At 39.6% G+C, this 23,223-nt stretch carries 17 protein-coding genes and 1 pseudogene; 3 read left to right on the forward strand and 15 right to left on the reverse strand.

Translation table 11 applies throughout. The features are described 5' to 3' along the window. Positions 1-46: 46 nt before the first annotated feature. Both MSKOL_RS10140 and MSKOL_RS10145 read right to left on the reverse strand, forming a co-directional pair. Positions 47-1,945: a DUF790 family protein gene (locus tag MSKOL_RS10140; protein WP_048155825.1), complete on the reverse strand. Its 1,899-nt coding sequence runs from the start codon at positions 1,943-1,945 to the stop codon at positions 47-49. After that, positions 1,932-3,467: a DEAD/DEAH box helicase gene (locus MSKOL_RS10145; protein WP_048155828.1), complete on the reverse strand. Its 1,536-nt coding sequence runs from the start codon at positions 3,465-3,467 to the stop codon at positions 1,932-1,934. Before MSKOL_RS10145 ends, MSKOL_RS10140 begins: the two co-directional genes overlap by 14 nt. A 397-nt stretch (positions 3,468-3,864) precedes the next feature. On the opposite strand from MSKOL_RS10145, the gene MSKOL_RS10150 reads away from it, so the two are divergent. Further along, positions 3,865-4,053 (forward strand): hypothetical protein, encoded by a 189-nt coding sequence (locus MSKOL_RS10150; protein WP_048120677.1) that lies wholly within the window; start codon positions 3,865-3,867, stop codon positions 4,051-4,053. Positions 4,054-4,382: 329 nt separating this feature from the next. On the opposite strand, the gene modA is transcribed toward MSKOL_RS10150, so the two are convergent. The 12 genes from modA to MSKOL_RS10205 form a co-directional block, all read right to left on the reverse strand. Beyond that, a complete protein-coding gene (gene modA, locus MSKOL_RS10155; protein WP_048155832.1) occupies positions 4,383-5,237 on the reverse strand; it encodes a molybdate ABC transporter substrate-binding protein in 855 nt (284 codons plus the stop codon). Between the two features lie 810 nt (positions 5,238-6,047). Continuing rightward, positions 6,048-6,878 carry a YihY/virulence factor BrkB family protein gene (locus MSKOL_RS10160; protein WP_048120681.1) on the reverse strand — a complete coding sequence of 277 codons (831 nt, stop codon included), beginning with the start codon at positions 6,876-6,878 and terminating at the stop codon, positions 6,048-6,050. A gap of 641 nt (positions 6,879-7,519) precedes the next feature. Beyond that, positions 7,520-8,350, reverse strand: coding sequence for an energy-coupling factor ABC transporter ATP-binding protein (locus MSKOL_RS10165; RefSeq protein WP_048155836.1), 831 nt, complete (start codon positions 8,348-8,350; stop codon positions 7,520-7,522). Positions 8,351-8,357: 7 nt separating this feature from the next. Further along, the gene (cbiQ, locus tag MSKOL_RS10170; RefSeq protein WP_048155838.1) at positions 8,358-9,293 is read right to left on the reverse strand and encodes a cobalt ECF transporter T component CbiQ; all 936 of its coding nucleotides are present in this window, start codon (positions 9,291-9,293) and stop codon (positions 8,358-8,360) included. Positions 9,294-9,710: 417 nt separating this feature from the next. Then, complete coding sequence (locus MSKOL_RS21075) at positions 9,711-10,025, reverse strand: PDGLE domain-containing protein (RefSeq protein WP_048120687.1); 315 nt, start codon at positions 10,023-10,025, stop codon at positions 9,711-9,713. Positions 10,026-10,034: 9 nt separating this feature from the next. Further along, a complete protein-coding gene (cbiM, locus tag MSKOL_RS10180; protein WP_048155844.1) occupies positions 10,035-10,754 on the reverse strand; it encodes a cobalt transporter CbiM in 720 nt (239 codons plus the stop codon). A gap of 1,251 nt (positions 10,755-12,005) precedes the next feature. Then, the gene (locus tag MSKOL_RS10185; protein WP_048155849.1) at positions 12,006-13,556 is read right to left on the reverse strand and encodes a flippase; all 1,551 of its coding nucleotides are present in this window, start codon (positions 13,554-13,556) and stop codon (positions 12,006-12,008) included. 21 nt (positions 13,557-13,577) lie between these two features. Beyond that, positions 13,578-13,943, reverse strand: a complete 366-nt coding sequence (locus tag MSKOL_RS10190; RefSeq protein WP_048155854.1) for a hypothetical protein — start codon at positions 13,941-13,943, stop codon at positions 13,578-13,580. A gap of 1,451 nt (positions 13,944-15,394) precedes the next feature. Then, a complete protein-coding gene (locus tag MSKOL_RS10195) occupies positions 15,395-16,915 on the reverse strand; it encodes a NosD domain-containing protein (protein ID WP_052725411.1) in 1,521 nt (506 codons plus the stop codon). Positions 16,916-17,385: 470 nt separating this feature from the next. Next, entirely contained in the window at positions 17,386-17,517 is a 132-nt protein-coding gene (locus MSKOL_RS19305; RefSeq protein ID WP_231592638.1) for a DUF1328 family protein, read from the reverse strand. 621 nt (positions 17,518-18,138) lie between these two features. Next, a complete protein-coding gene (locus MSKOL_RS10200) occupies positions 18,139-18,699 on the reverse strand; it encodes a DUF1269 domain-containing protein (protein WP_048155865.1) in 561 nt (186 codons plus the stop codon). Positions 18,700-19,028: 329 nt separating this feature from the next. Beyond that, the gene (locus MSKOL_RS10205; RefSeq protein ID WP_048155871.1) at positions 19,029-20,093 is read right to left on the reverse strand and encodes an AI-2E family transporter; all 1,065 of its coding nucleotides are present in this window, start codon (positions 20,091-20,093) and stop codon (positions 19,029-19,031) included. Between the two features lie 712 nt (positions 20,094-20,805). Between MSKOL_RS10205 and MSKOL_RS10210 the strand changes: the two genes are divergently transcribed. Then, positions 20,806-22,098 carry a TIGR00341 family protein gene (locus MSKOL_RS10210; protein WP_048155874.1) on the forward strand — a complete coding sequence of 431 codons (1,293 nt, stop codon included), beginning with the start codon at positions 20,806-20,808 and terminating at the stop codon, positions 22,096-22,098. On the opposite strand, the pseudogene MSKOL_RS10215 reads toward MSKOL_RS10210, so the two are convergent. After that, positions 22,061-22,432, reverse strand: a pseudogene (locus tag MSKOL_RS10215) (CRISPR-associated endonuclease Cas1); the annotation flags it as partial. The gene MSKOL_RS10210 and the pseudogene MSKOL_RS10215 sit on opposite strands and share 38 nt — an antisense overlap. Before the next feature lie 120 nt (positions 22,433-22,552). Between MSKOL_RS10215 and MSKOL_RS10220 the strand changes: the two are divergent. After that, positions 22,553-23,101 carry a hypothetical protein gene (locus tag MSKOL_RS10220; protein WP_048155882.1) on the forward strand — a complete coding sequence of 183 codons (549 nt, stop codon included), beginning with the start codon at positions 22,553-22,555 and terminating at the stop codon, positions 23,099-23,101. Positions 23,102-23,223: the final 122 nt, after the last annotated feature.

Genomic DNA, 23,223 nt, shown 5'->3' on the forward strand with positions numbered 1-23,223 from the left:
CCCGTTTTTATCTAAAAACTTTAGTTCAAACTACTGTGAATTTTATTCAAACTCCTGTTTTCTTCACCCTTGCACTCTCTTCACTCAGCCCTGCCCATATAACCTTATACTCTAGCTGTTCAAGCACTGGATAATAGAGGCTGCGGTCAAGCCCGAAACCTTCAAAAACCTTTACCGCGTCAGCATACGTTTCTACTGCACCCGGTCTTTCAAGTTCTTGATCTATTCTCTCAAGCAGTTGTCTGTGAATTAAGTAGTTTTCAAGGAGTAAGTAATTTTTATATTTCTCCAGATCTTCGACTTTTCCGAATTCTTCGGCTTTTCCGGATTCCCTGATTTCTTCTAACTCTCTTGCTTTTTCGAACTCTCCAGTTCTTTCTGATTCTCTGATTTTTCCGAACTCCTCGATTTCTTTCAGTTCTCCAGCTTTTGCGAGCCTGTCTGCAACCACTTCCTTTAAAGCATCTGGCAGGACTCCTTTTCCGACTGCGATTTCCTCAAGGTTTACCAGTTCTCCTGAAATTGGAAATTCCATTTCCTCCAGTCTTGACCGGTCTTCTAAAAGCTTTTTTCCCTCGTACTTTCTGAGTATTTGCATGACTTCGTTTGCAGGGATTTTTTTGTCAAAGAAGATTACGTCCTGCGAAGGGAAATCCTTTTCAGAACACTTGAGTTTTCTGTCAATCAGGAGAATTACAGGTTCCTTTACCTGCTTGAGCTTCTCAATCTTATTTTCCAGATATTCGGGAGTCCAGAAGCCCACTATTTCCAGGTATACCCTCATTCCGTCCCTATGGAGAGAGAAGTCCGGGACAAAAGCGTATTTTCCGGCTTTAAGAATCGTTGGCTCCCTTTTTATTTTCCAGCTTCCCAAACTGAGGCTGCCAAACATCTGCTCAAGAGTGCTGTCATAGGTAGCTTCTTCGGCATCGATTTCCTCAATCCTGGCTTCTTTTCCGGCTTCTTTTCCAGCTTCTTTTCCGGCTTCTTTCCCAGCTTCATATTTTTCCTTTTCTTCTTTAATTTGAAGCTCTGGCGAAAGGGCCTCCGGGTACACTGCTGCTTCAGGAGTGATTTTGAAAAACTTTTCCGAGTCATCAAGGGTAAAATTCAGGATGCGTTTCCCCTGGTAGCCTTTGTGAAGAATGCCTGCCTTGAGCCTCCAGCCTTTTGACCTCAGCAGTGCAGGAAAGATTTTTGCAAAGGAATTTCCATAGCGCTCCGAGATCCGAAAAAGAGAGGCAGGCCCGTCAAGATGCAGATGAACGGCTTTTAGTTCTTCGAAGTTTTCTCTGGTTTTTCCTTCCTTTCCTTCTTTTTCTCTATTGATTTCTCTATCGATTTTGCCTGTTTCCTCATCAGTATCTTCAAGGGAATACATAAGCCCTGAACGAAGGATTTTCCAGAGGATTTTCTGAAAATCGCCTTTTATCCAGATGTCGAGGTCAACTGCACGGAAAAGCAGAGTCTGAGTCAGAGAAATATTGTACTGTTTTAAGAGTTCTGCAGGAGAAAGGGGTACGAAGCTTTTGACGACCTGGTTTTCCTCAAGGTCTGCCCAGAGTGCTTTTTCAAGTTCTTTTTCCGAAATTGAAAGTTTTTTTGCAGCTTTTTGCAGAGCCTCTTTTCTCTCGGCAGGAGAAAGTGCCATGCCTCCGCAGGCTTCAAAAACAGCTTCTCTCGCCAGAGACGGGTCAACAGCTGCATCTGTTTCTATAACGGTGCGCCTTCCAAGCAACTGGGAAAGACCCCGGATAAAGCGGTAATTCATTTCCTCGTAACCATCAAGTTCAGCCAGAAGATCACCATAGGTTTTTCCGATATGCTGCTCGAAAGTCTCTATCAGAAGCCTTGCAGGTTCAAGGTTTTCGGGATCAAAAGCTGCGTATACAGGCTTTATTTTCCCTCCGGAGATGCGGGTTACAAGAAGGTCAGAAGTGAGCAGGTGAGCCGCCTCCTGAGCTTTTTTCGTTCTTCATCTGTTTTTCCTTTCCTTGTTCTTTTTTTATCTGGCTTTCCTTTCCAGGCTCTTTTTTTATCTGGTTTTCCTTTCCAGGCTCTGTCTTCATTTGATTTTCCTGCGTTGATCTTCCAGAGCCTTTTTGATTTGAAACAGCTTCTTTTCTTCTCCTGGCAGTTCCGGCTTCGGTCGTTTCTTCTGAGATAATTTCATAAAGTATGGCTTCTTTTCCTTCTTTCTTCCTGAGGATCCTTCCAAGGCGCTGGATATACGCTAATTTACTCCCTGTACCGCTTGCTATAATCCCTATGTTTGCCTCGGGGACATCTATGCCCTCGTCAAGAACCTTTGAAGTAACTACAGCCCTGTATTTTCCTTCCTTAAACTTTTCAAGGATGGAATTCCTTTCTTTTGCAGACGTTCTGTAAGTGATTGCAGGGATAAGAAATTCCCTGGAAATCCGGTGGACAAGCCGGTTATGTTCCGTAAAAATGAAGACCCTATCTTCCCTGTGTGCATTCAGGATCTCTTTTAATTTTTCAATTTTCGACTCCGTGTTGAAAGCAAGTTCTCTTGCTGCGTTTCTTGCAAGAAGGGCTTTTCTGGCTTCAGGGTCTCTCCCGCTTCTCATAACCAGTTTCTGAAAATCCCCTGGCCCCCGAAGAACCATCCCGGTTTTCCGGAGATAATCTGTATAAGCCGAATAACATTTGTCGTATTCTTTTCTTTCCTCATCCGTAAGTGCAGCAGCTATCCGTTTTATTCTGTAAGGAGCAAGGTGGCTGCCTGCAAGTTCCGATACGTGCTTTTCGTATACTTTTCCCCCGACAAGCCTGTTAAGCTCCGAGTGTAATTCGTCTTCCCGTTCGTAAGTGGCTGTCAGCCCAAGCCTGTAAGGCGCTGCGGAAAACTCAGCAATGCTCCTGTATCCGGTTGCAGGCAGGTGGTGGACTTCATCAAAAACAAGGAGACCAAACCTGTTCCCGAGAGTTTCGGCATGAATGTAAGCAGAATCATATGTGGAAACGGTTATCGGAAGAATTTTCTTCTCCCCGCCCCCAAGCTTTCCGACTTCCATTAAAAAGGCTTCTTCAAGCTGTTTTTTCCATTGTTCAAGCAGATCAAGCGTCGGGACAACCACAAGGGCAGGGGTATTGCAGCCTGCAATTGCCCTGATCCCAACAAGAGTTTTTCCGCTCCCTGTTGGCAGGACAAGCACTCCCCATCTATTATTTTCTCCCCAGGTCACAAGAGCTTCGGCCTGATAATCCCTTAACTTAAGTTTCTTTCCGGACGCTTCATAAGCTGCTGCCAGGTCAGGACAGGGAAGGAGGTCAAGCACTTCGTCTTTAAAAGGGATCTTAGAATTTTTCAGATAATCTGTTATATCTCTGTAATAAAGAGCAAGAGCTCTAAAATTTCCGCTTCTTTCATCCCAGACTGCATTGGGAACTCTCACATTACCTTCTATAAGAAGCGTTCCCTGCTTGAAGCTGATTTTGATCATTGTTTATTAAAAGTCTGGACATTATATATAATAATTGAGTTATCAGCCTCGGTTTCCATTGCCCTATTTTCTTCCAGTTAGAGTACTGCTCTCCAATCCGAGTTCCGTCACCAGATTCTCATCTCGGGTGGACTAACCCTTTTCGCTCACTTCGTTCGCTCAAGAAGGCTGAATCATAATAAAGATGCTTGACTACGTTTTCAACTATCTCAGGATGTTTAATTTACCCGAATTTTTGTATGGATCATCCCGACAAAACAAGCCTGAAGAAGGAAAAAGATAGCTTTGTTTGAGGCAAATACCTGATTGCTTTTTTTCTTTTGTTCAGGTTATTTATAGTTTTATTCCAATATAAACATTAAAAAATTTATCTTTATCGTCAACGGGGGCGTAATAAATGATACATCTATGGGAGTATGATTCTCGCAAGCTTAACGGCTTAAACATGCCGCAATTGATGAGCGAACTTGAAAGAATAGGAAATGAAGGGTGGGAACTGATTCTGATGAAGAACGATATCGATGAAGAAGGCAGAGTAACTGCAATTTTCAAGCGGAAAAAAGAAAGTGAGACTATAGCTTTATAACTCTACTTTTGTATTCTCTTTAAATTGAGTGGAAATCTCTCACCTTCCACTCACCGAGCTTTTTTCTCTGATTAGCTGGACTAGAGATGGCATTTTAAATTCACAAGAAGGTAACCAGTTACAGCGGTGGGAAGGACAAGGGGAAGGGTCGCGAATAACCCCGCAAGCCCTTTTCCCCGAAAATCACGGCCTTACAAACACATAAGCCATGATTAACGCCACGCAAAGGAAGAGAATAGAAGATATGGCTATACCCGGAGCTTAAGAAATAAAGGAAACCATATCTTGCCCAGCATGGAAATCATTTTTTATGTTTTTAGCTTATTTTTTTATTCGGATTCAGGCGTAAATCCGTATTTTTCCAGTATTTCCTGTCCTTCGTCTCCAGTCACGAAATCCACGAATTCCTGTGCTTCTTCTTTGTTATCAGAAGCAGAAACTAAGGCTATAGGATAACTGATTGAAGTATTAACAGGGACGGTAGCAACGATTTTTATAGTTCCGGGGTCTGCGGTCTTTGCATCGGTCATGTACACAAAGCCTGCGTCAACCTCTCCTCTTTCCACGTATGTGAGTACTTGTTTAACGTCTTCAGCAAGTATCGTCTTATCTTTTAGCTGGTCCCAGAGTCCTGCGTCAGTCAATGCCTGGGTTGTGTATTTACCTACAGGGGCAGTTTCGGGGTTTCCAATGCTGATTTTTCCCACATCGGAGGCTGTCAGGTCTTTTATTCCGGTTATATTAAGATCGCTGTTTACAGGGACTATGAGCACAAGGGAGTTCTCAGCAAAGTCTTTCCTTGTACTGTTGTCGATGAGGGTCTCATTGGCAAGCATGTCCATGTTTTTCTGGTCAGCAGAAGCAAAAACATCAACTGGAGCTCCTCCTTCTATTTGCTTACGCAGGTTTCCTGACCCTGCAAAATTTAAATTCACATCCGTGCCGGGGTTTTCAGTTTCAAACTGGGATTCCATATCCGTAAAAGCTTCGGTAAGGCTGGCAGCGGCAGATACTGTTATAGCGTCAGGGTTCTGTTCAGAAACCGACGTTTCATTTGTGGCTGCACCCGTTTCGTTTGTGGCTGGAGTAACAGTTTCGTTTGTAGCTTCATTTCCATTACCAGTACACCCTATTGCAAGGAATACTCCTAATATTACTAACAGAACTATCAGTTCTTTTCTCACAATTTCACCTACTCAAAATATTATTATAATTAAGTACTTACGCGGTTGAATTCAGAATTGATAACAATGAACCTGCGGCAATACAAGTTGTTTTTTTATTTTACTCATGCCTGTATTTTCTGACAAGGCAATATTATGTTATAAGTCGCGTTAGTCAGAGGAAATATATGGCAAATAATGCGTTATGTTTACTAGTACATAACGTTTTTCTCACATTTCTTTTAATAGTATAAGAAGATTCCCGGTGCCGGTCTCAAAGAGAATTTTAAGATCGACTTATGGATAGTTTACAGTCGGATACAGCTCTTTAACAAATCTTTTTGGCTCTTCGTTGTTTTGTGTGGATATTCTCATAATATTCTCATGAAAACCAATGCAGTCTTGAGTTGAAAATTATCTTATCCATACAGAATAGCGAAGAGCCATCTTTTTATACCAGGATTTAACAGATACCGGAATTTCATGAAAAACAAATCGTAAAATAAGACAGAATCAAAATTAAAAGAATAATTAGCCCTTATTTTTTGAGGTGAGCATTTTTAGGTCATTGCACTATTAGTTAGTTGGTGTTATTTCCAAAACATTTTTAGTGGCTTATCGTACCTTTTTTGCAATTCAGTAAGGTTAATAGCATGCTTGATGCACGAAACATAAGGCATTTTTTTCAGCACCGGAAAATTAATCACGAAAACATCAACCGTGTAATGATGGAATACCAGAAAATCAACCGAATAACGATGAAATACCAAAAATCAACCGAATAATGGCGGACTAACAAAAATCAACCACATAATGGCGGACTACCCATTTTTAAGATTCCGAATAAACTTTTGTAAACTCCGCACCAAGCGTAATCATAATTGAGGAATAGTAAAACAGAAGAAATAATCCTATAACAGACCCTAATGCTCCATATACGCTTGTAGGGTTACTGTATGCAAAAAAAAGTGCAATAGCGTATTTTCCTATTGTTACAAGAAATGCTGTTACGAGAGCCCCTACAAAAACCGATTTCAAATCAAAACTCTTATCGGGAAGCACTCTATACACAAGTATGAAAAACAGCACAAGAATAAGGAAGCTGGCTATTGGACCTGTATAATCAGCAATTACAGGTGAAAATGGTAGAAATTGCTGGAACAATTCTGAAGCCGCATAAAGAAATCCTTCAACAAATATGCTCATTACAAGCAGCCCTCCAAAGAAAATAACAATAACAAAGGACATGATTGCATCCTTTGTAAAATCTTTAATGCTACTGGATTCAGCGGGTTTGATATCCCATGCTCTCTCAAGGAAATTCTTCAATTGCCTGAAAACGTTACTCGCACTCCAGAGAAGAAATACAAAACCTATTAATGCGCTTATTGAGAGAGAATTTAGTTCCGGAATACGTTCGAAAAGTAGAATTGTCATATTGATGATTCTCTCATCAGCGGCTCCTTGCAGGTGGTTTATTATTGTACTCTGGAGATTTTCAGATTTCAAAAAAATACTCCCTATAGATACTGAAAATAACAGGAGAGCAGGAAGACTCAGTACAAAATAATACGCCAGCGCGGCGCTGTAAGTCATTGCATCATCTTCCAGCCATTCCTTTATCGTTCTGGTAACCAGATTTCTTACGTATTCCCGGCTCATATTTTCCCCGATATGTAATATATTGCACTTTTATTAAATAGTTCTTATTAAATTTTGTGGACTTTGCTGTTTCTGCAAAGGATGGAGTAAAAAAGAAAATAGAATAGGGTCCTCCAAAATCAGTGTGTAAATTAAGATCCCAAAATGCTTATTTGAGATTATATGTATGTAATTTGAGTTCCCCAAGCAAAAATACACTCGAAAAATCCAAATTTTAAAATAATAACTAAAATTAAGCTTTAAAATTGAGAACCGAATGTAATAATAACTTTATTTTTGACAAACTATATTTATTTGTAATTATGGCATTCGATCACATTTTTTCTTTATACTAAATTTAACATTAAAGAAGGACTAATCAGCATCTAAAACTGAAATTGAAAGAATATTTTACTTTAAATACAAAATAAATTGTTTTTCATATGTATTTTACTCTGGGGGATAATGAAACAATATTTAATCTCAAAAATAAAGCTCATTAATCCTTAAAAAGCGGACCAATTTTTAAGGACCCTAAAATAGAAATTATTAATGAAGAGAAAAATAAAATAAAAAGGAACATTTAGAAGATTTTTTTAATATATATTGTGTGAAGAATTGGAAAATAATGACTGAAAATAATTTAAATGAAATAAAGCAACTCAATTTTTGTACTCGTGTATATGCTCTCTATAGTGAGCATGTAAATGTTCATGCACAAGCTTGCCGTGAACGTGCATGTGTTCATGGATAAGATTTGTAGAAAGTAAAAGTTCCCTGTTATTGAGCACCTTTTCCACATCTCCATCCACAACAATTCTATGATCTTCACCCATTACTATGGCTCTTTTGCTAATCTGCGCTACTGTTTCAAGGTCATGAGTAGCGGTAATTATCGTCTTTCCTGCCTTCCCAAGTTCCTGTAATAGCTCTATCAACCAGAGCTGAGTCCTTGGGTCCAATCCTGCAGTGGGCTCATCCAATAGAAGGACATCCGGGTTATTAGCCAAAACAGCGGCTATACAGACTTTTTTCTTCTCTCCTCCACTCAGTGTATGAGGATATCGATCTTTAAGCTTGGTAATTCCAATCATCTCCAGGACTTCTATCACTCTGGTTTTAACTTCTTCCAGAGTCATATTGAGTTGCAGGGGTCCAAAGGCAACCTCTTCATAAACTGTGGACGAGAAGAGCTGTACATCTGAGTTCTGAAAGACAAATCCTACTCTTTTCCTGAAATAAGACCTGAATTCATTATCTTTAATGGCATCAAAAACATCTTCGCTTATCTGATTGTCAAAAGCATAGAATTCTCCCAAAGTAGGATATATAAGTCCATCCAGAAGGGTCAGTAGAGTCGATTTCCCACTCCCATTAGAGCCCATTATAGAGATTTGCTCACCTGGCATCACCTTGAAGCTGATATCATTTAATGCATTTATTTTTCCAACATATGTATATGATACATTCTTCACATCAAAAATTGTTTCCATGTTCATATCACCTTATGATGTTATGGGAGATCAACACTAGCAATACGCTCATGGATATCGCAATTGCCACTGAAATGTAATCGCGATTGCGCATTTTGAACTCCTGCATTATCTTAACATCACCATTGTACCCTCTGGACATCATGGATGCATGAACTTTTTCACTTGTATCCAGAGACCTTATTAACGTATAGCCGATTCGTCCACCAACCCATTTCTGCTCCTCGAACATGCCTCCAGTCTTTATGGTCCTGGCTTTCTTGGCAATGTATATCTCCCGCACCATATCAGTTAGCAGAAAAATGTACCTGTAGGCCATCTCCAGCGTGAAAACATAGATTTTAGGAACTCCCACCGAGCGCAGGGATTTAAAAAGAACCTGCTGAGGCGTGGTGAGAAAAAGCAAAACTACGGCAGATACGCATGCTGCGACACGCATTATAAATATCACAGCAGAGTTGACGCCTTGTTTGGTGATATATATGCTCTCGGGGAGTGAAAACGGTCCCAGGTGTGCCCCAGGGCCAAGATAAGCTAACCTGATAAGAGGGTCTCCTGGAAAGAAAACATTGAAGATCATTGGTATGGCGATGATTCCTGCAAAAATTGGTATGAAGAGCCACACCCGCTTGATAAAGAATAAGACATCGATCTTGCTGAGATATGCAAAAAGCAGAGTAAGCATATAAACAAAGATCAGTACTCTCAGGTCTCCGATTAAACTCGTTGCGAATATCACGGTCAGGATGGAAATCAACTTGGCTCTAGGGTCCAAACTTTGCAGGAAACCATCGCGTTTCGAGAAGCTATCCGAGACAAAAGCTTCTTCCAAAAAGCCAAAGATTCCGTCAATCGTTTTTCCTATAAAACCCTTCTTACCGTGATGCACCGCTGAGCACTGACATGAAACGGTATCTGTTTTTTTCATCCAATCTGGGACCATTGTTAACCCACTCTAAAACCTGAATTCCAGCTAGTATTAAAATATGATATGAGTTAATTATAAAAATAAACAAAAATTAAAATTATAAAAAGGTGCCGATGTTTATACAAAATTTTATATTCCAAAAGTTATGGAAAAGGAATTCCACATAAAGAGAACCAAATTATAGAGAATTTCAATAAATCTCATTAATCTATGTTTTATAAGTATTATAAACGATCCCTCAAACTTACGGGTTTATTGAAATTCTCACAATACCAAATATTTGTGGCTTTTCGTCATTCCCTATGGATAAAATGATTTTCAATTCAAGACCGCATTGGTATTTATGGAGACATTATAAGATATCCACACAAAACAGCGAAGAGCTATATTTGTTTTCAATATATGACAAACTCACGGCAATATTTAAAAATTTTAATTTTTGGCAGCTTTTTTTCCTATAAAATACAGTAGGCCACCGCATATTACTACTCCTATCACTGCTGACAGAATATATGCTACAGAAGACATAGTCATCGACTCATCGCCGCCCGCAAAAGCATAATCAGGCATTGGAGCGCTCCAGAAATCAGAGAGCTCCTCAAGCCCTGGAGGCACAAAACCGAGCTTCTCCTTGACCTCTTCAGGTCCCCACTCACCGAAGGTTTCGCCGACGGCCAAAAGACCTAATGGTGCAAAAATCATAAGGATTATCAAGCCAATGCTTAAGTTTCTTATTATTTTCTCCATGTTTTTACCTCAGGCTGTAACTGCCTTCTTCATTTCTTTCTTTTGTGCTTCGGATGTTTCCACATAAAGTATAGATGTATCCGTTTTCTGGATATAGGCAAAAATAAGTGCTGTAATCAGTGCTTCCAGGATGCTAAATCCAAGAGCATGCTCCAGTACCATGGCAGGAACAGTTACACTCAATGGGTAGGGCATATAAAGTGGGGTTCCAGCTGCAGTGTGATGCAAAATGGGCTGTATTCCGAATTCAACACCTGTACAGAAAGCTGCGATTGTTAAAGATAAGTAACCAGCTATAGCCGAAGCAATAACTCTTTTAGAGGACGTGATTTCAGAATTTCCGCTAATAAACTTGTAAATATAGTAACCGACAAAAGGCATCACCACTCCCATGTTGAAGCAATTCGCGGCTATGGCCGTTATTCCCCCATCACCGAACATCAATGCCTGTAACACCAGAGCTACAGAAATAGATATAACTCCTGCCCATGGACCCAGGACTATGCCGATAATTGCACCTCCAACAGCATGACCTGTGCTACCTCCAGGAATAGGTACATTGAACATCATTATTACAAATGAAAAAGCAGCTGATAGTGCCAGCAGAGGGACCTGTTTGGACTTAAGTTCTGCATTCAGTTTTTTTCCAGCGTAATACCATATCGGAATCATAATGATCCAAAACGCGGTATAGGTATACGGCCCTAAATATCCATCTGGAATATGCATTTTTATTTCTTCCTATATTTATTTATTATAAATATAACTTTGCCTAAAAAGAAATCCCAGCTTCTTTAAATATCTTGCAACATTTTGCTGGTTATTTTTCTAAACAATGCCTTGACATGGCAGTATTGTTGAGTACTACTTATATATATTTTGGTATTACTTTTTTTGATAAATTTGTATTTAGATAGAATTCAATATTCATATTTAACATAAAAATAAAATTAAGTATTCTTATCTCTGTCTTTTTATATCCCGAAATAGTTCTAATTAAATATTTTTTATTGGCTTTGTAGAAATTCTTTCTGTAAATCAACATCAAAAAGCTGAAAGACGTGAGTAAAAATAGATCAAACCATTCAGTTCAAATTAATGGAGATTTTTTGGAGAATATTTACGGAGCCTTCTATCTTTCTTTAATTATCTGAACCTTATCCCTATCTGCTTTCACAGACCGGGTAAAAAGAAGTTCAGGCACTTAAACTATTCAGGAAGTGGTTTAAGGTTTGTGTCTGTTTGCTAGAGACATATTATCTATACTACTAATTAATATTTAATACTTACTTCTTATTTTTTATTACTATATATTATTTTTTCCAGGTTTATTATTACGCATTTGGGGAAAAATCAGTTTGAAGAAATCAGTTTGAAGAAATCAGTTTGAAGAAATCAGTTTGAAGAAATCAGTTTCTTGGAAAGTATACTGTCTAATAATAGTTGGCAAACATTGAAAATGAGTGGAGAACCTTAAATTAAGAAAATTTTTTAATACGTCTCGTTCTCAGAACCTTATGTTACAACCAGGACAGAAAAAGGTAGAATAAGTTCCTCTGTTACTCTGAATAAAAAAGATCCCATATGCCCTAACATTTTTATTGCTAAGGGAGTGAAAAGGGTTACGAATACCCGGTCTTGTGTTACATAATTCCATGTAACTTTTAAATAATATTTGCGTTATAAACTGTAATTATTTTCTTATTATGTATTTATCTGAGAATCTATACACTAGTGTCGAGTCAATCATCAAGGATTCAATGATTACGAATAATTGCAATCGATTTTATGCGACATTTTACTGTTAACTCGACACTAGTTCTGAGACTTTCATTGATTTGGGAATAAAATTGGTTTTGGGATGAACTATAGCATTGTCTGTATTTTCTTTTCGACTTTTTTCAATTCAATCCACGAAGGCTCAGGCCGCGGATACTCTTCAAATATAAAGATTGCCGGCTTTTCCCTGCACGGATTAAATTATGATGCAAGGGTCTTGAGTGGTTGAATGCGGAGGCGGAGTCTATACCTGAAATTCTTCCTGATCTCGCCTATCATCTTCATTTCAGCATTGTCAAGGATTTTTGCGCGGTGAACGATCAGGAAATATCCAATTATGAAGGCTGTGTACTCCCAGAGTGCTCCGGTAAGTAGATGTGCATTCTTGGCTGCGAGCATGGACCCGACCATCAAGATAACGATAAAAGTTAATTTCCTGTACATCGAGGTGAAAGGATGCATATTCTGCTTTCTCCAGGCCCTTAAAGTCATCAGAACTTCGATGGATGAAAAGGACACTGCAGTCCCTATAGCTGCACCTACCATGCCATACTCAGGTATAAGCATGAAATTGACTGCGATATTAATGCCTGCACTTGCAACTGAGCACTTCATAAGGAAATCCGAGTCACCAGAGGCTAACAGAGTATGATAGTTAAACCCGAAGTACGAATTTGTTATGAAGCCCAGGGCAAGGATACGCAGGGCTGTGGAGCCACTTACGTATTGCGCTCCATAGAGCTTTGTAATAAAGTACTCGGGATACACGAATATGAGTGCGAAGAGAGGGAATGTAAGCAGGAAACACCATTTAGTCATTACCTCATAAATTGAGCCAAGTGGAGCAGTCTCGTTTTGACCCCAGAGCTTTGATGTAACAGGGACATAAACAAAGCCTATGGAAGATATTACCAGAGACAAGAACCCTACAAGAGGGTATACTGCATTGTAAATTCCAACGATTTCAGCCGACTTGAAATAGCCAAGCATTATTGTGTCTATCCAGCTCATAATGTTAAGCAGAGTTGCGGTTATCAAGAGTGGAAATGAATACCTTATTAACTGCCTGGTTGTGTCACCAAATTGAATTTTCCTTTCCTGCTTGACTGTCTGCTTGATTGGAGGCTTCTTTATAAAGTACACGGACATTATGCCAAAGGTAAAGATCATTGAGAGCAGATCCGCAAATACGACTCCCTTCAGGGAAGCATTGATAAATACGGCAACTGTGGCAAACCCAAGTAGAGATACCGGCCTTATAATGTTATAGAAATACATGTTAACATTCGTACGGTCGAATCCTCTGTAGATTGCTACTGTCAGGTTCAGAAGTATGGTAAACGGAACTGCAAAGATAAGAGTCTTCACTACGGACAGGACTTTGCCCTGTGCATCAAAGCCATTTCCTGCCAGAGTATGGAACAGGGAGGGTGATACAAGAATTGAAAGCAAGCCTGCAATCAAGCCCATAATCATGGCTGAGATTATTAATTCATGCACCTTCTGTTCCTCATGCCTGCCCCTGAAGAACGCAATATATCTTGGAACTCCTTCATTGAGTCCAAGGGTTGCGATTGCACCTGTAACTGAGATTACAGTGAGTGCAAGGGCATATGTGCCAAAGTCGGCTGGCGCAAGGTGTGACGTGAGCACTTTTTTGGTGATAATGTCGAGAAGCATTCCGATGAAGGTTCCTGCAAGTATTACACCGGAACCTGCCACTATCCGGTTGACCGAGTCGTTAACTGACATGTTAACACCGTCTTACTGAGTTTAGTTCCCGACTCTCTGGGTCAACGGGCAGGAGCAATGTTCGGTTGCTTTGCCAGTGACTACTTGTAAAACGTTCTCAGTCGACTGAAGGTTAAAGCCTGAAAAGTCTTTCTTCGCAGTTTGCAGGATAGATAAACCTGGCTTTTCAACCTTACAGGTACTACCAGATAGGGTACTGTTACTGTATTCAATGAAAAATCTCATTTCGGGGTTTAGGGTTTCAAAGTTAGTTGTTTCGAATTCCTTTGAACATCTGTAAGTTTTAAGTTTGTCCGTATATCGGCCTTTTTGCTCAATTTTTTGTCTGGCGACCTCTTTCTGAGCTTCCGAGACAAGGTCTATTTCGGGTTTCTTGATAAGCTGCATGATTTCTTACGACCTTCAGGATTGGATCGGAGCTAAATCTTGGATTGGATCGTGGGGTCAACTTCCAGGTTGTACAGGGGTTGAGTCCTGTTGGGTCCCAAACTGACTCGAATGCGGATCCTGGGCTAATCCTCGGTTAGGTGCCGAATAATCGAAGCTGATTTTGGGATAATTCAGGAGGATCCCTGTTGGATCACAGGTTGGATTGGGTTAAACCCCGAAGACCCCTGTTGGATCACAGGTTGGGTTTTGGGTTGAATCGCGGGTTGGATGGGTTGGATCCATTTTAGGATCTCAGTGAGTTGCAGGGTGAATCCTGGGTAAGATTCATGGCTGGATTATGAAAGACGGATCTGGGTTTTACCCGCCTTGCATTAATTCTGATTTGCTTCTGCTAATTTGCATCTTAATTCAATGAACGCTTTGTCTGTTTTTCGAAGCTTGGAATCTGTTTTTGCATTCCTGGAACAGCTTACGAAACTCATCGAGTCTTTTTCTTTTCTAACTCCATAAGCGTCCGTAACCAATTTAGCCTTCAGAGGGCTGGCAGAGCAAATTCCGGATTATGTCGTTTTTTCTGAAACTTGAAGGAGAATAACTAAATATATATTTTTCAAAGTTCCCCCAAGATTTCCACGAAGTACCTCATCGACTTAATATAAAAGCTTTTTGGAATCATCCCTGCATTATCATAATGAGGTAAGATCGCGGCCTGAAAGAAACCTTATTTACTATGTCTCCTGTCAAAGATCGGTTGGATTTCGCTTCTCGGCTTTTGCAGCTTTAACCTGAAGCGATTTTCAAGGCAATTAAAAACCTCAAATTGAGGAAATAAGCCTTCAAAGAAGGTTTCAACTCTTTGAAAATCCTGCTTACCCATACAGGATAATCCCAATTTCTTTTATTTGGTCAGGAACAATCCTGATGGAAAGGAGTTTTTTCGGTATTATTCAAATGCAGCCAGAGTAGAAAAAACGTTTTCGAAGATAAATATCTTGAAATGGAACTTTTTAAATATCAGTAGTAATCATTTGAATTATTTTTTATAACTTCACTGAATATATTTAGGGTAATATTTGATACTCATTATAATTTACTTAATATGTACTTATTCATCAGTACAGAAGTAAGAAAAAGTCTTCATCAGTATGAAGTAAATAAGGAAAGGAAAAATGAAGGTTTAAAAACCTCAATTTGTTATTTAATTTTTCGTTATTCTAATTAATTTTTTGGCTCTTCGTGGTTTTGTGTGGATATCCTCATAATATTCTCATAAAAACCAATGCGGTCTTGAATTGAAAATCATCTTATCCATAGGGAATGACGAAGAGCCTAGTTTTTGTTAGGTTCCGCTATAGTTTTTGTTAGGTTCAGTTACAGTTTTTGAGGGATTATGTTACCGTTTTTTAGGTTCAGTTATCATTTTTACTCGATTCATCTGCCGTTTTCATTTAATTTCCTGGTTTTACTTTTCTGTACAGGAACACAGCAAGCAAGGAAACTGCTCCGTAAAAGATTTCAAACCCTGGAGCATCTGTTTTATTTTCAAGTGCATATTCAACACTTGAAGTATTTATTCCTCCATTCGCTTCTTCATTAAGGCCGGAAGCTTCTGATCCATTCTGGGAATCAAGCTCCACATTGGCAATTCCACTGTCCTCAGTTTGATTGTAATAGGTTCCGTTACCGCCTGCCTCAACATTTGTCATGTTACCGGAACTTCCATTTGCAACTGTTGCGTTTTCGCCAGCTTCGGAATCATCGGTAATATTGTTCCCGGAGATGTTTTCTACAGGATAGGTAACCATAACAGGATGTGTGACAATTACTGCGGCAGTTTTTGAATCTGTTCCATTTTTATTCGTAGCGCTGAGGGTAACAGTGTAAGTTCCGATTGTCGTAAACACGTGAACAGGGTTTTCCTCCGAAGAGTCGATTTTCCCGTCACTCTCAAAGTCCCAGCTCCACGAGTCTGCATTTTCGGACATGTCGGTAAACTGGACTGAAAGAGGAGCAGAACCATTGCTATTGTTCATTTCGAAGTTTGCTACCGGAGGTCCGGACCGCTGTGAGTTGGAAGACGAAATCAGAGGTAACTGATCAGAGTAGGTACTTTGCGAGAGCCTGTATTCGGAATCCGCAATTCCATCTCCATCCGCATCGACTGCTGTATCCGAAAAACCTGTACCATCAGGTTCTGCCCAGAAATTGCCTCCAATGTAGGAACCGCCGACAATATTCTCGCCTTCGGTCTTTTCTGTGTTGTAGGCATTTCCGACTCCATTTTGAACCTCTGCATTGACGGTGTTGTTGAAATAGTTATTATAAATCAGATTGTCGTCACTCTCTGGACAGACGAAAAGGCCGTAAACGTCGTTTGAGGATACGTTATTGCCTGTAAGTGTGTTACCGTCGGAAGTGCTGATATGGACACCAGTGTCTTTATTTTCCGAAGCCGTATTTCCGGAGAGGGTATTATTGGTCGAGTCCGATAATAAGATTCCATATTTTTCATTATCTGTAATCACGTTATTTGACAGCTTATTGCTTTTAGAGTTCGAAAGGTAAATTCCATAACCGTTGTTCAGGATTTTGTTATTCTCAATGATACAGTTATTACTTCCTGATAGATAGATTCCTGCATAGCTGTTTTTTGTTCCTGTAATCCCAAGTCCACTAATTTTCACGTTATAAGCCTTTAAAGAGATTACATGATTGTCTGAGCTCTTAGCCGTAATTATCGTGTCATCAGGATTCCCAGATTCCGAAGATATTACGAGGTTATCTTTGTCTATTTTAATATTCTCGGTATAGATTCCTGGTTTTAAGATAATTAAATCACCTGAGACTGCATTATCCAATGCGGTTTGTATCGAATCTCCAGGCTGGACGTAAACCTCAGCCGCAGCTCCGATACCCGAGCCTAATGTTAAGAGAAGAAAGACTGCCAGTAAAATAGTTAACCTGTTCAATTTGATTCCCCAGTACATTCAAAGTATGGGTGATACTTCGATTAATTAACCGGAAATTAATATAAAGGAATATAAGTATATTGGTACATATTATAGTGAAATTATGGTATTAATGTGCATATTGGGGTATTATTTGCCAATACACGGTTAAAAGATTCAATTTAATTTAATATTATTTAATAAAGGTTAAATTAATCAAAGAAACTCTATATAAGCTGGCACAAATGAGTTGAAAAAATATAAAACGTTAAAAATGGATTGATTAATGTGTAATCACCTTATCTGAAAAGAAAAATAAGCAAATTGGTTTTTAATGTGCCTGAGAAATAATATACACAGTATAAGAAAAAGTAAACTGCCCTTGGTCTGTTGATATATATTGCTCTCTCTCACCTTGAGTCTATAAGCAAGTCTATAAGCGCAAGTCTATAAGCTATCCAGAGCCATTGTTAACTTCGTTAAGGCTACCGTCATAACAGGAACGAAATGATTGCAAGTATGATAAAGATTATGACGAGCCACTTTGCAATCTCCATTGATAAACCGGCAACTCCCCTTGCGCCCAATATATATGCAATCAATGCCAATATTAAAAAGACCACAGCAAGTCCTATCAAATCCGCTATATTTCACTCCCCCAGTGATTATTTCCCGATAAATTAATAATTAGATTGAAGGTATTTATAATTTGACTGTCAAAGTAAGTCGTTTTGTTATCTATTGACATCTTTTTTTAATTGAAATCGTTCCTATTAAGATTAGATAAAACTATTCTAAGTACTTCCTGGCCATCACAATTAAACCGCATCGGGTTCTGTAGTCAGACACCAGAATGTAATTAAGGAATGACACAAATATGATACCAGTATATGATACCAGGTGGTTTTGTTGACAAGGATGATTATTTAGGAAAGTGGAACAATGGATCAATTCCCAAACTGAAAATTTGAAGTTATATTTGTATCATTCCTGATCATCTGAATTTCAAAAAATTTTTTGAGTTTCCTGCAAAAAAGTTTGAATAATGTCAAATCTGAATTATAATATCCGCAAACGTTATCGATCCAGCATCTGGCTTTGAACTGTATCATATCTGGCTTTGAACTGTATCATATCTGGCTTTGAACTGTATCATATCTGGCTTTGAACTGTATCATTGGTCTCGATACAGAATACTTTCTCGATACAGAACACTTAATGCTTAAATTTGAGCAGGCAGCCTTTCAAAACGCAGCTGCTGCCTGAGGCCCCTTTTTCTTTTTCTCTGCAAATTTAACCGCTTCTGTCAGTTCTTCTCCAACCGCAACGAGCAGCTCAGGTGTGAGCATACCCTGGGAAACCAGCACTCCTCCTGCATCTCTTATTGCCTGTTTCAGGCTTTTTGCCCATAGGTGTTCGATAATAAGAATAGCAGCGGCGGTACCTTCAGGTATAGCCTCGGTTATCTCCAGAATATCTTCTTCAGTGATTCCATAATTCTCCTGGGCTGCTGCCAGGATTCCTGCCTCTGTGCCTCCTATAGCTCCTTCTTCACCGCCAGCCCCATACCCTATAAGTCCCCCAACGACAGCACCAAAATGCATTCTTTCCTCTTCATCCAGTTGTGTAGCCTCAAGAGACTTGATATTCCCAGCTTCGTCTTTCCATATGAACAGCAAATCAATAAGCCTGATCATTCCTTTATTCATGACTGACTCAAGTTCACGGCGGATCTGGCCGTGGAAGTTCGGATTGTCGAATACTATGACTAAAAGCTGCATTGGCCCATACATTACTTCATCCATTTATTTACTCCCCCATTTGAAATTCTTTCCAGTTCTGCTGTCCCGTTTCTGTTGTGCTGCTTTTCACGGATAACTGGTGGTCACATTAATGAGCTATGAAATCTCGTACAATTCCTGTAGTCTTCTTCCCCCTCTGTCAGGAACTCTACAATCAAAAAACAATCACAGCAGTATTAACACAAAAGATGTATAAAATTTAAAATATATATAAACGAGCATATATAAAATTCAGGTTAAGATTACGAGTGAACAGGCAAAAAATATAAGCGGATTTTATTGTATCTTTACAAAACCGATAGCTTCCGAGTATCTCTTCATCGGTCCAGATTTTAGTTTTCTTCTTCCTGCCCTGCACTTTCCTTAGCCTCTGCTTCATTTCCTACTGGGCCCATCAATCTGGCAAGCCATCTGGTTTCCTCAAAACTCTCCAGGATAATCTTCAAAACCATGGTAAGAGGCGTGGCAAGCAGCATTCCTGTAGCTCCAAGCACATAATTCCAGTAGAGAAGGGACAAAAATACAATAGCTGGAGATAGTTTCAGGCCTTTTCCTGCGAGTGAAGGAAATATTACGTTTTCAGTGAGTGCATTGACTATCGAGATAGCAATAATAACAGCCAGAGCTCCTATAAGCCCATACTGGATTAGCCCGAAGAACGCGGGTGGAATTGTAGTTAGAGCCAGGCCTATATATGGAATATAACCAAGAAAAAATGCCATGACACCCCAGAAAACCGCAAAGTCGATACCTCCTATAAGGAGAATAACCGTAATTCCGATGGCCGTAACAAGATTTACCTCTGTTCTTATAACAATAAATTCTATCAGACCCTTACCAAATTTATTCAGACGTGATTCGAATACGAGCTGTTCTTCAGCTTTTTGTTCTGTTTTTTCCTGAGCTCCGGCAGCGCCCAGCAACAAAAATGCTGCTGTGACTATGATTATTCCAACCGTTGTCCCGGCATTTATGAGTCCGTTAAGGACGCTTACCATAAAGCTGACTGCAAGTGATGCAATACCACGAAAAACGGACTGCAGGGATAGGTCTTCGGTGGATGGAAGATACGGTAAAAGTTCGTCCAGGATCTCTATCAACTGACTCTGATAGTTTGGAAGTTGGTTTCCAATCTGGATTGCAGCACCTACAATCACTGCCCCGAAAACCGAGATAAATAGAGTTAATAACAAAATTACCAGAAGCACGCTCAGTACTCCGGGAATGCCTTTTCGCTTGACCCAGCGGACAGGTGGGGTAAGTATCAGTGCGACGAAGATAGAGAAAAATACGGTTGTGAGTATCGGAGATATTTCCTTCATTCCTATTGTCAGGATAACAGCAAAAGTACTGTACACTAAAATCTCAGCAGGTACCGAGATTCTATTTATTTTCATATTTTGCAATTCCCCCCATGTCATTTTACAGTAAGCTGATTTTTTATTTCATAACCCGTTAACACAGGTTGATTGATTAACGCCTCCAGATAAATATTGTATCCGATAATCTTTATAGAATAGGGGAAGATTATCTGGTTAGCTTTCCAACCCCTGAAACCATAATAACACTCGAACCTTCTCCCAAATCTAGTTCAAACTAATGGCTCTTCGAATCATCCCACACCTGTTTTCATGAGCAAATAGATGTAAAACAATATATATTCAAATTGATTTATAATATCTTGCATTTTTATGAGCTTAAGATATCGTTGTGAATTTTAAGGAAGACTATGTATTAAATCGCGGAGTATTGCCATAATACGCCACCTTTTGCCCGCAAAATTTTGAATTTCCAGTTTAAAGTATTTTCCATGAAATAGCTTTCCTGTAAATTCGGTAATATTTTCTGAGATTTATCCTGGATTTATGAGCCTGAAGATGTCCTGTATGGAGTTATCGGCCAGAAATTCGAGAAAGTTTTCCTTACTTACACCGAGTTCTTTTAAATTCAGCATGGTTCTTCACATCTCTTGCTATAGTTTCCTTCCCATAGGCAACTGCTTCACACAAGTGTTTCAAAATAAGTTCTAAAATTAAAAACATTCGATTAACTGCGAATATTTTTTGAAACCAATTAATATAAAATATATATTATATATATAACCATATTATGCGTCTTGTTCAGGTACTCATTCCAGTGGGTAAGCGACAGCCTGTGCTCGCCGTGCTAGATGACGAAGGGATAGACTATGCCGTATGGGACGAAACAGGCAGAAAAGACTTTGAAGCCCTTGTCCAGTTTCCAATTCCTCCTGTTGGTGTGGAACCAGTACTTACCAGATTGCGCAAGGCTGGAATTAGCGAAAATACCTATACTATCGTCCTGACACCTGAAACTATAGTATCAAGACGCATTGAAGTTCTAAAACAGCGCTACTCTGGAACCCGTATCTCGCGAGAAGAATTGATTGCACGTGCAGAGAACCTCGCACCTGAAACTTCTACTTATCTTGCGTTTCTTGTTCTGAGCACGATTATTGCAACTGGAGGACTCTTGCTTGATTCGGCTGCAACAATCATCGGAGCAATGGTCGTGGCTCCACTTATGGGGCCTGCAATTTCTGCAAGTGTAGGCACTGTTCTTGACGACAGAAAACTTGCGTCTCGAGGAATTAAGATGCAGATTGGAGGGCTTCTGCTCGCAATTGCAGTGGGTGCCCTTATCGGTATACTTCTTAAAGAATCGATACTTTTGCCACCTGGCCTTGATATCCGAGAAATATCCCAGATAGCCGAGAGGACCAGCCCTAATTTCCTTTCTCTTTTCCTTGCTCTGGGATCGGGTATAGCAGGAGCTATCAGTATTATCCGGAATGCAGGGTCTGCCCTTGTGGGTGTTGCGATTGCAATCGCTCTCGTTCCACCAGCTGCAACGGCAGGGCTGGGACTCGCATGGGGGCTACCCTTAGTAGCAATTGCAGCTGCCGTGCTCGTGCTTGTTAACCTGCTTGCTGTCAACGTGTCAGCCCTCATAATGTTCTGGGTTTCCGGTTTTCGTCCGGTAGAGAAAGAAGCAGTTGTACATGCCCGTTCTTCTGTGATCTCGCATGTAGCTTTACTTGTCATTGCAATTGCCTCACTCTCTGTAGCTCTTGGGCTTGTTACCTATTCTTCTTTTCAGACATCTCTTGTTGAACAGGAGATTAACGGAGAAATGATAGCTATGTTCAAAGATCCCGAATATGCAGAAAAGGATTTGACACTTGAAAAAGTTACAGTCGGCTATATGCCTTTAGATTTCTTGTTAAAAAAACCTGTAAAAGTATCCCTCCTGATAGGCCGCAAAGTAGTTCAGGAAGTCCCTCCAGATATGGCCAGTAAAGCTGCTTACCGCCTGACAGAAGCTACAGGTAAAGATGTCAGAATTAATATTGGCTTTGTAGAGTCACAGAAATTCCCGTAAGTGCTCCATTAAGAATCTTCTGCCTCATATCATAAGAATCAATTTTCTCAATCTCATATTCAGGCTTAACAAAATCCAGTTTTTCCTTTTTGCTCGTAAGATTATGTGCTAGTTCTCTTACCTTCAGGAAGATAACATAGCTCCAGATGCTTTCTTTTCCCCGGTAACTTACTTTTTTGTTCAGCATATTGGAAAATTCATTAACAACCTTCCTGGCTCCTGTAAGCTTTAATCCAGGATTATGATTTTCTGTCCTGATAAAGTCCTTACCTTCCATAGCCCCACTTTCAACCAGGCCAATAACCACCGGATCAACAAGGAACCTGAAAGGCTCCCGAAGGTCATAATGCTAAGCTGTTATATTGTGTCGTTTCCGTTCAAAAGAGGAAGCTTCATTAGAAATCAACCTCCTTTTTTTCTTTGAGAATTTTACGCAATAAACAATGGCGATAACATGAACTATAGCAAAATGACAAAGGACGATTTTGACAGAATTCTTTACACACGTCTTAATGAGGAAACTCTTCAGTCAATAGTTAATATTCCGGGTGTTTCTGAAATAGTATCCAGGCATTTCAATAACGATACACTTCTTAACGAGGAAACTCTTCAATCAATAATTAATATTCCAGGCGTTTATGAAATAGTGTCCAGGCATTTCAATAATGATATACTTGAAGCGTGGGAATATGAGCAGTATATAAAGGTTAAAGAGATTATAGAAAGAATCGAGTTGTGGAATCCAGAATTCCAGCGAACCATAGTACTGTTAAATTTACTGAACAAATTAACTGAAATTCTTTACGATACCCTGGATCTAAAACTGGACAAATATGTTAACCTTCGAGCACTTCCGGTCAGGGAGTTCCACAAAGAAACTGTGGAAAAATATTCAGCATATCCTATCTGGACATGCGATTTTGAAGGGTCCTGTCTTGTTGGCGCGGAGAAATTTGAAATCGAACCTATCGATTTAATTCTTCACCGCTTTGGGGATGAGTAAAGGGTCCTGTGTGAGCTGATCCCAAAACGCAAAATTGCTACTCTGAATATCGTATTCTGGATTATCAATAAGAGCTTCTGATCCTGAAAAAATAATTATGAAACTCTTATTGATATGGAAAT

This window comes from Methanosarcina sp. Kolksee (genome assembly GCF_000969945.1).
Classification (GTDB): Archaea; Halobacteriota; Methanosarcinia; order Methanosarcinales; family Methanosarcinaceae; genus Methanosarcina; species Methanosarcina vacuolata.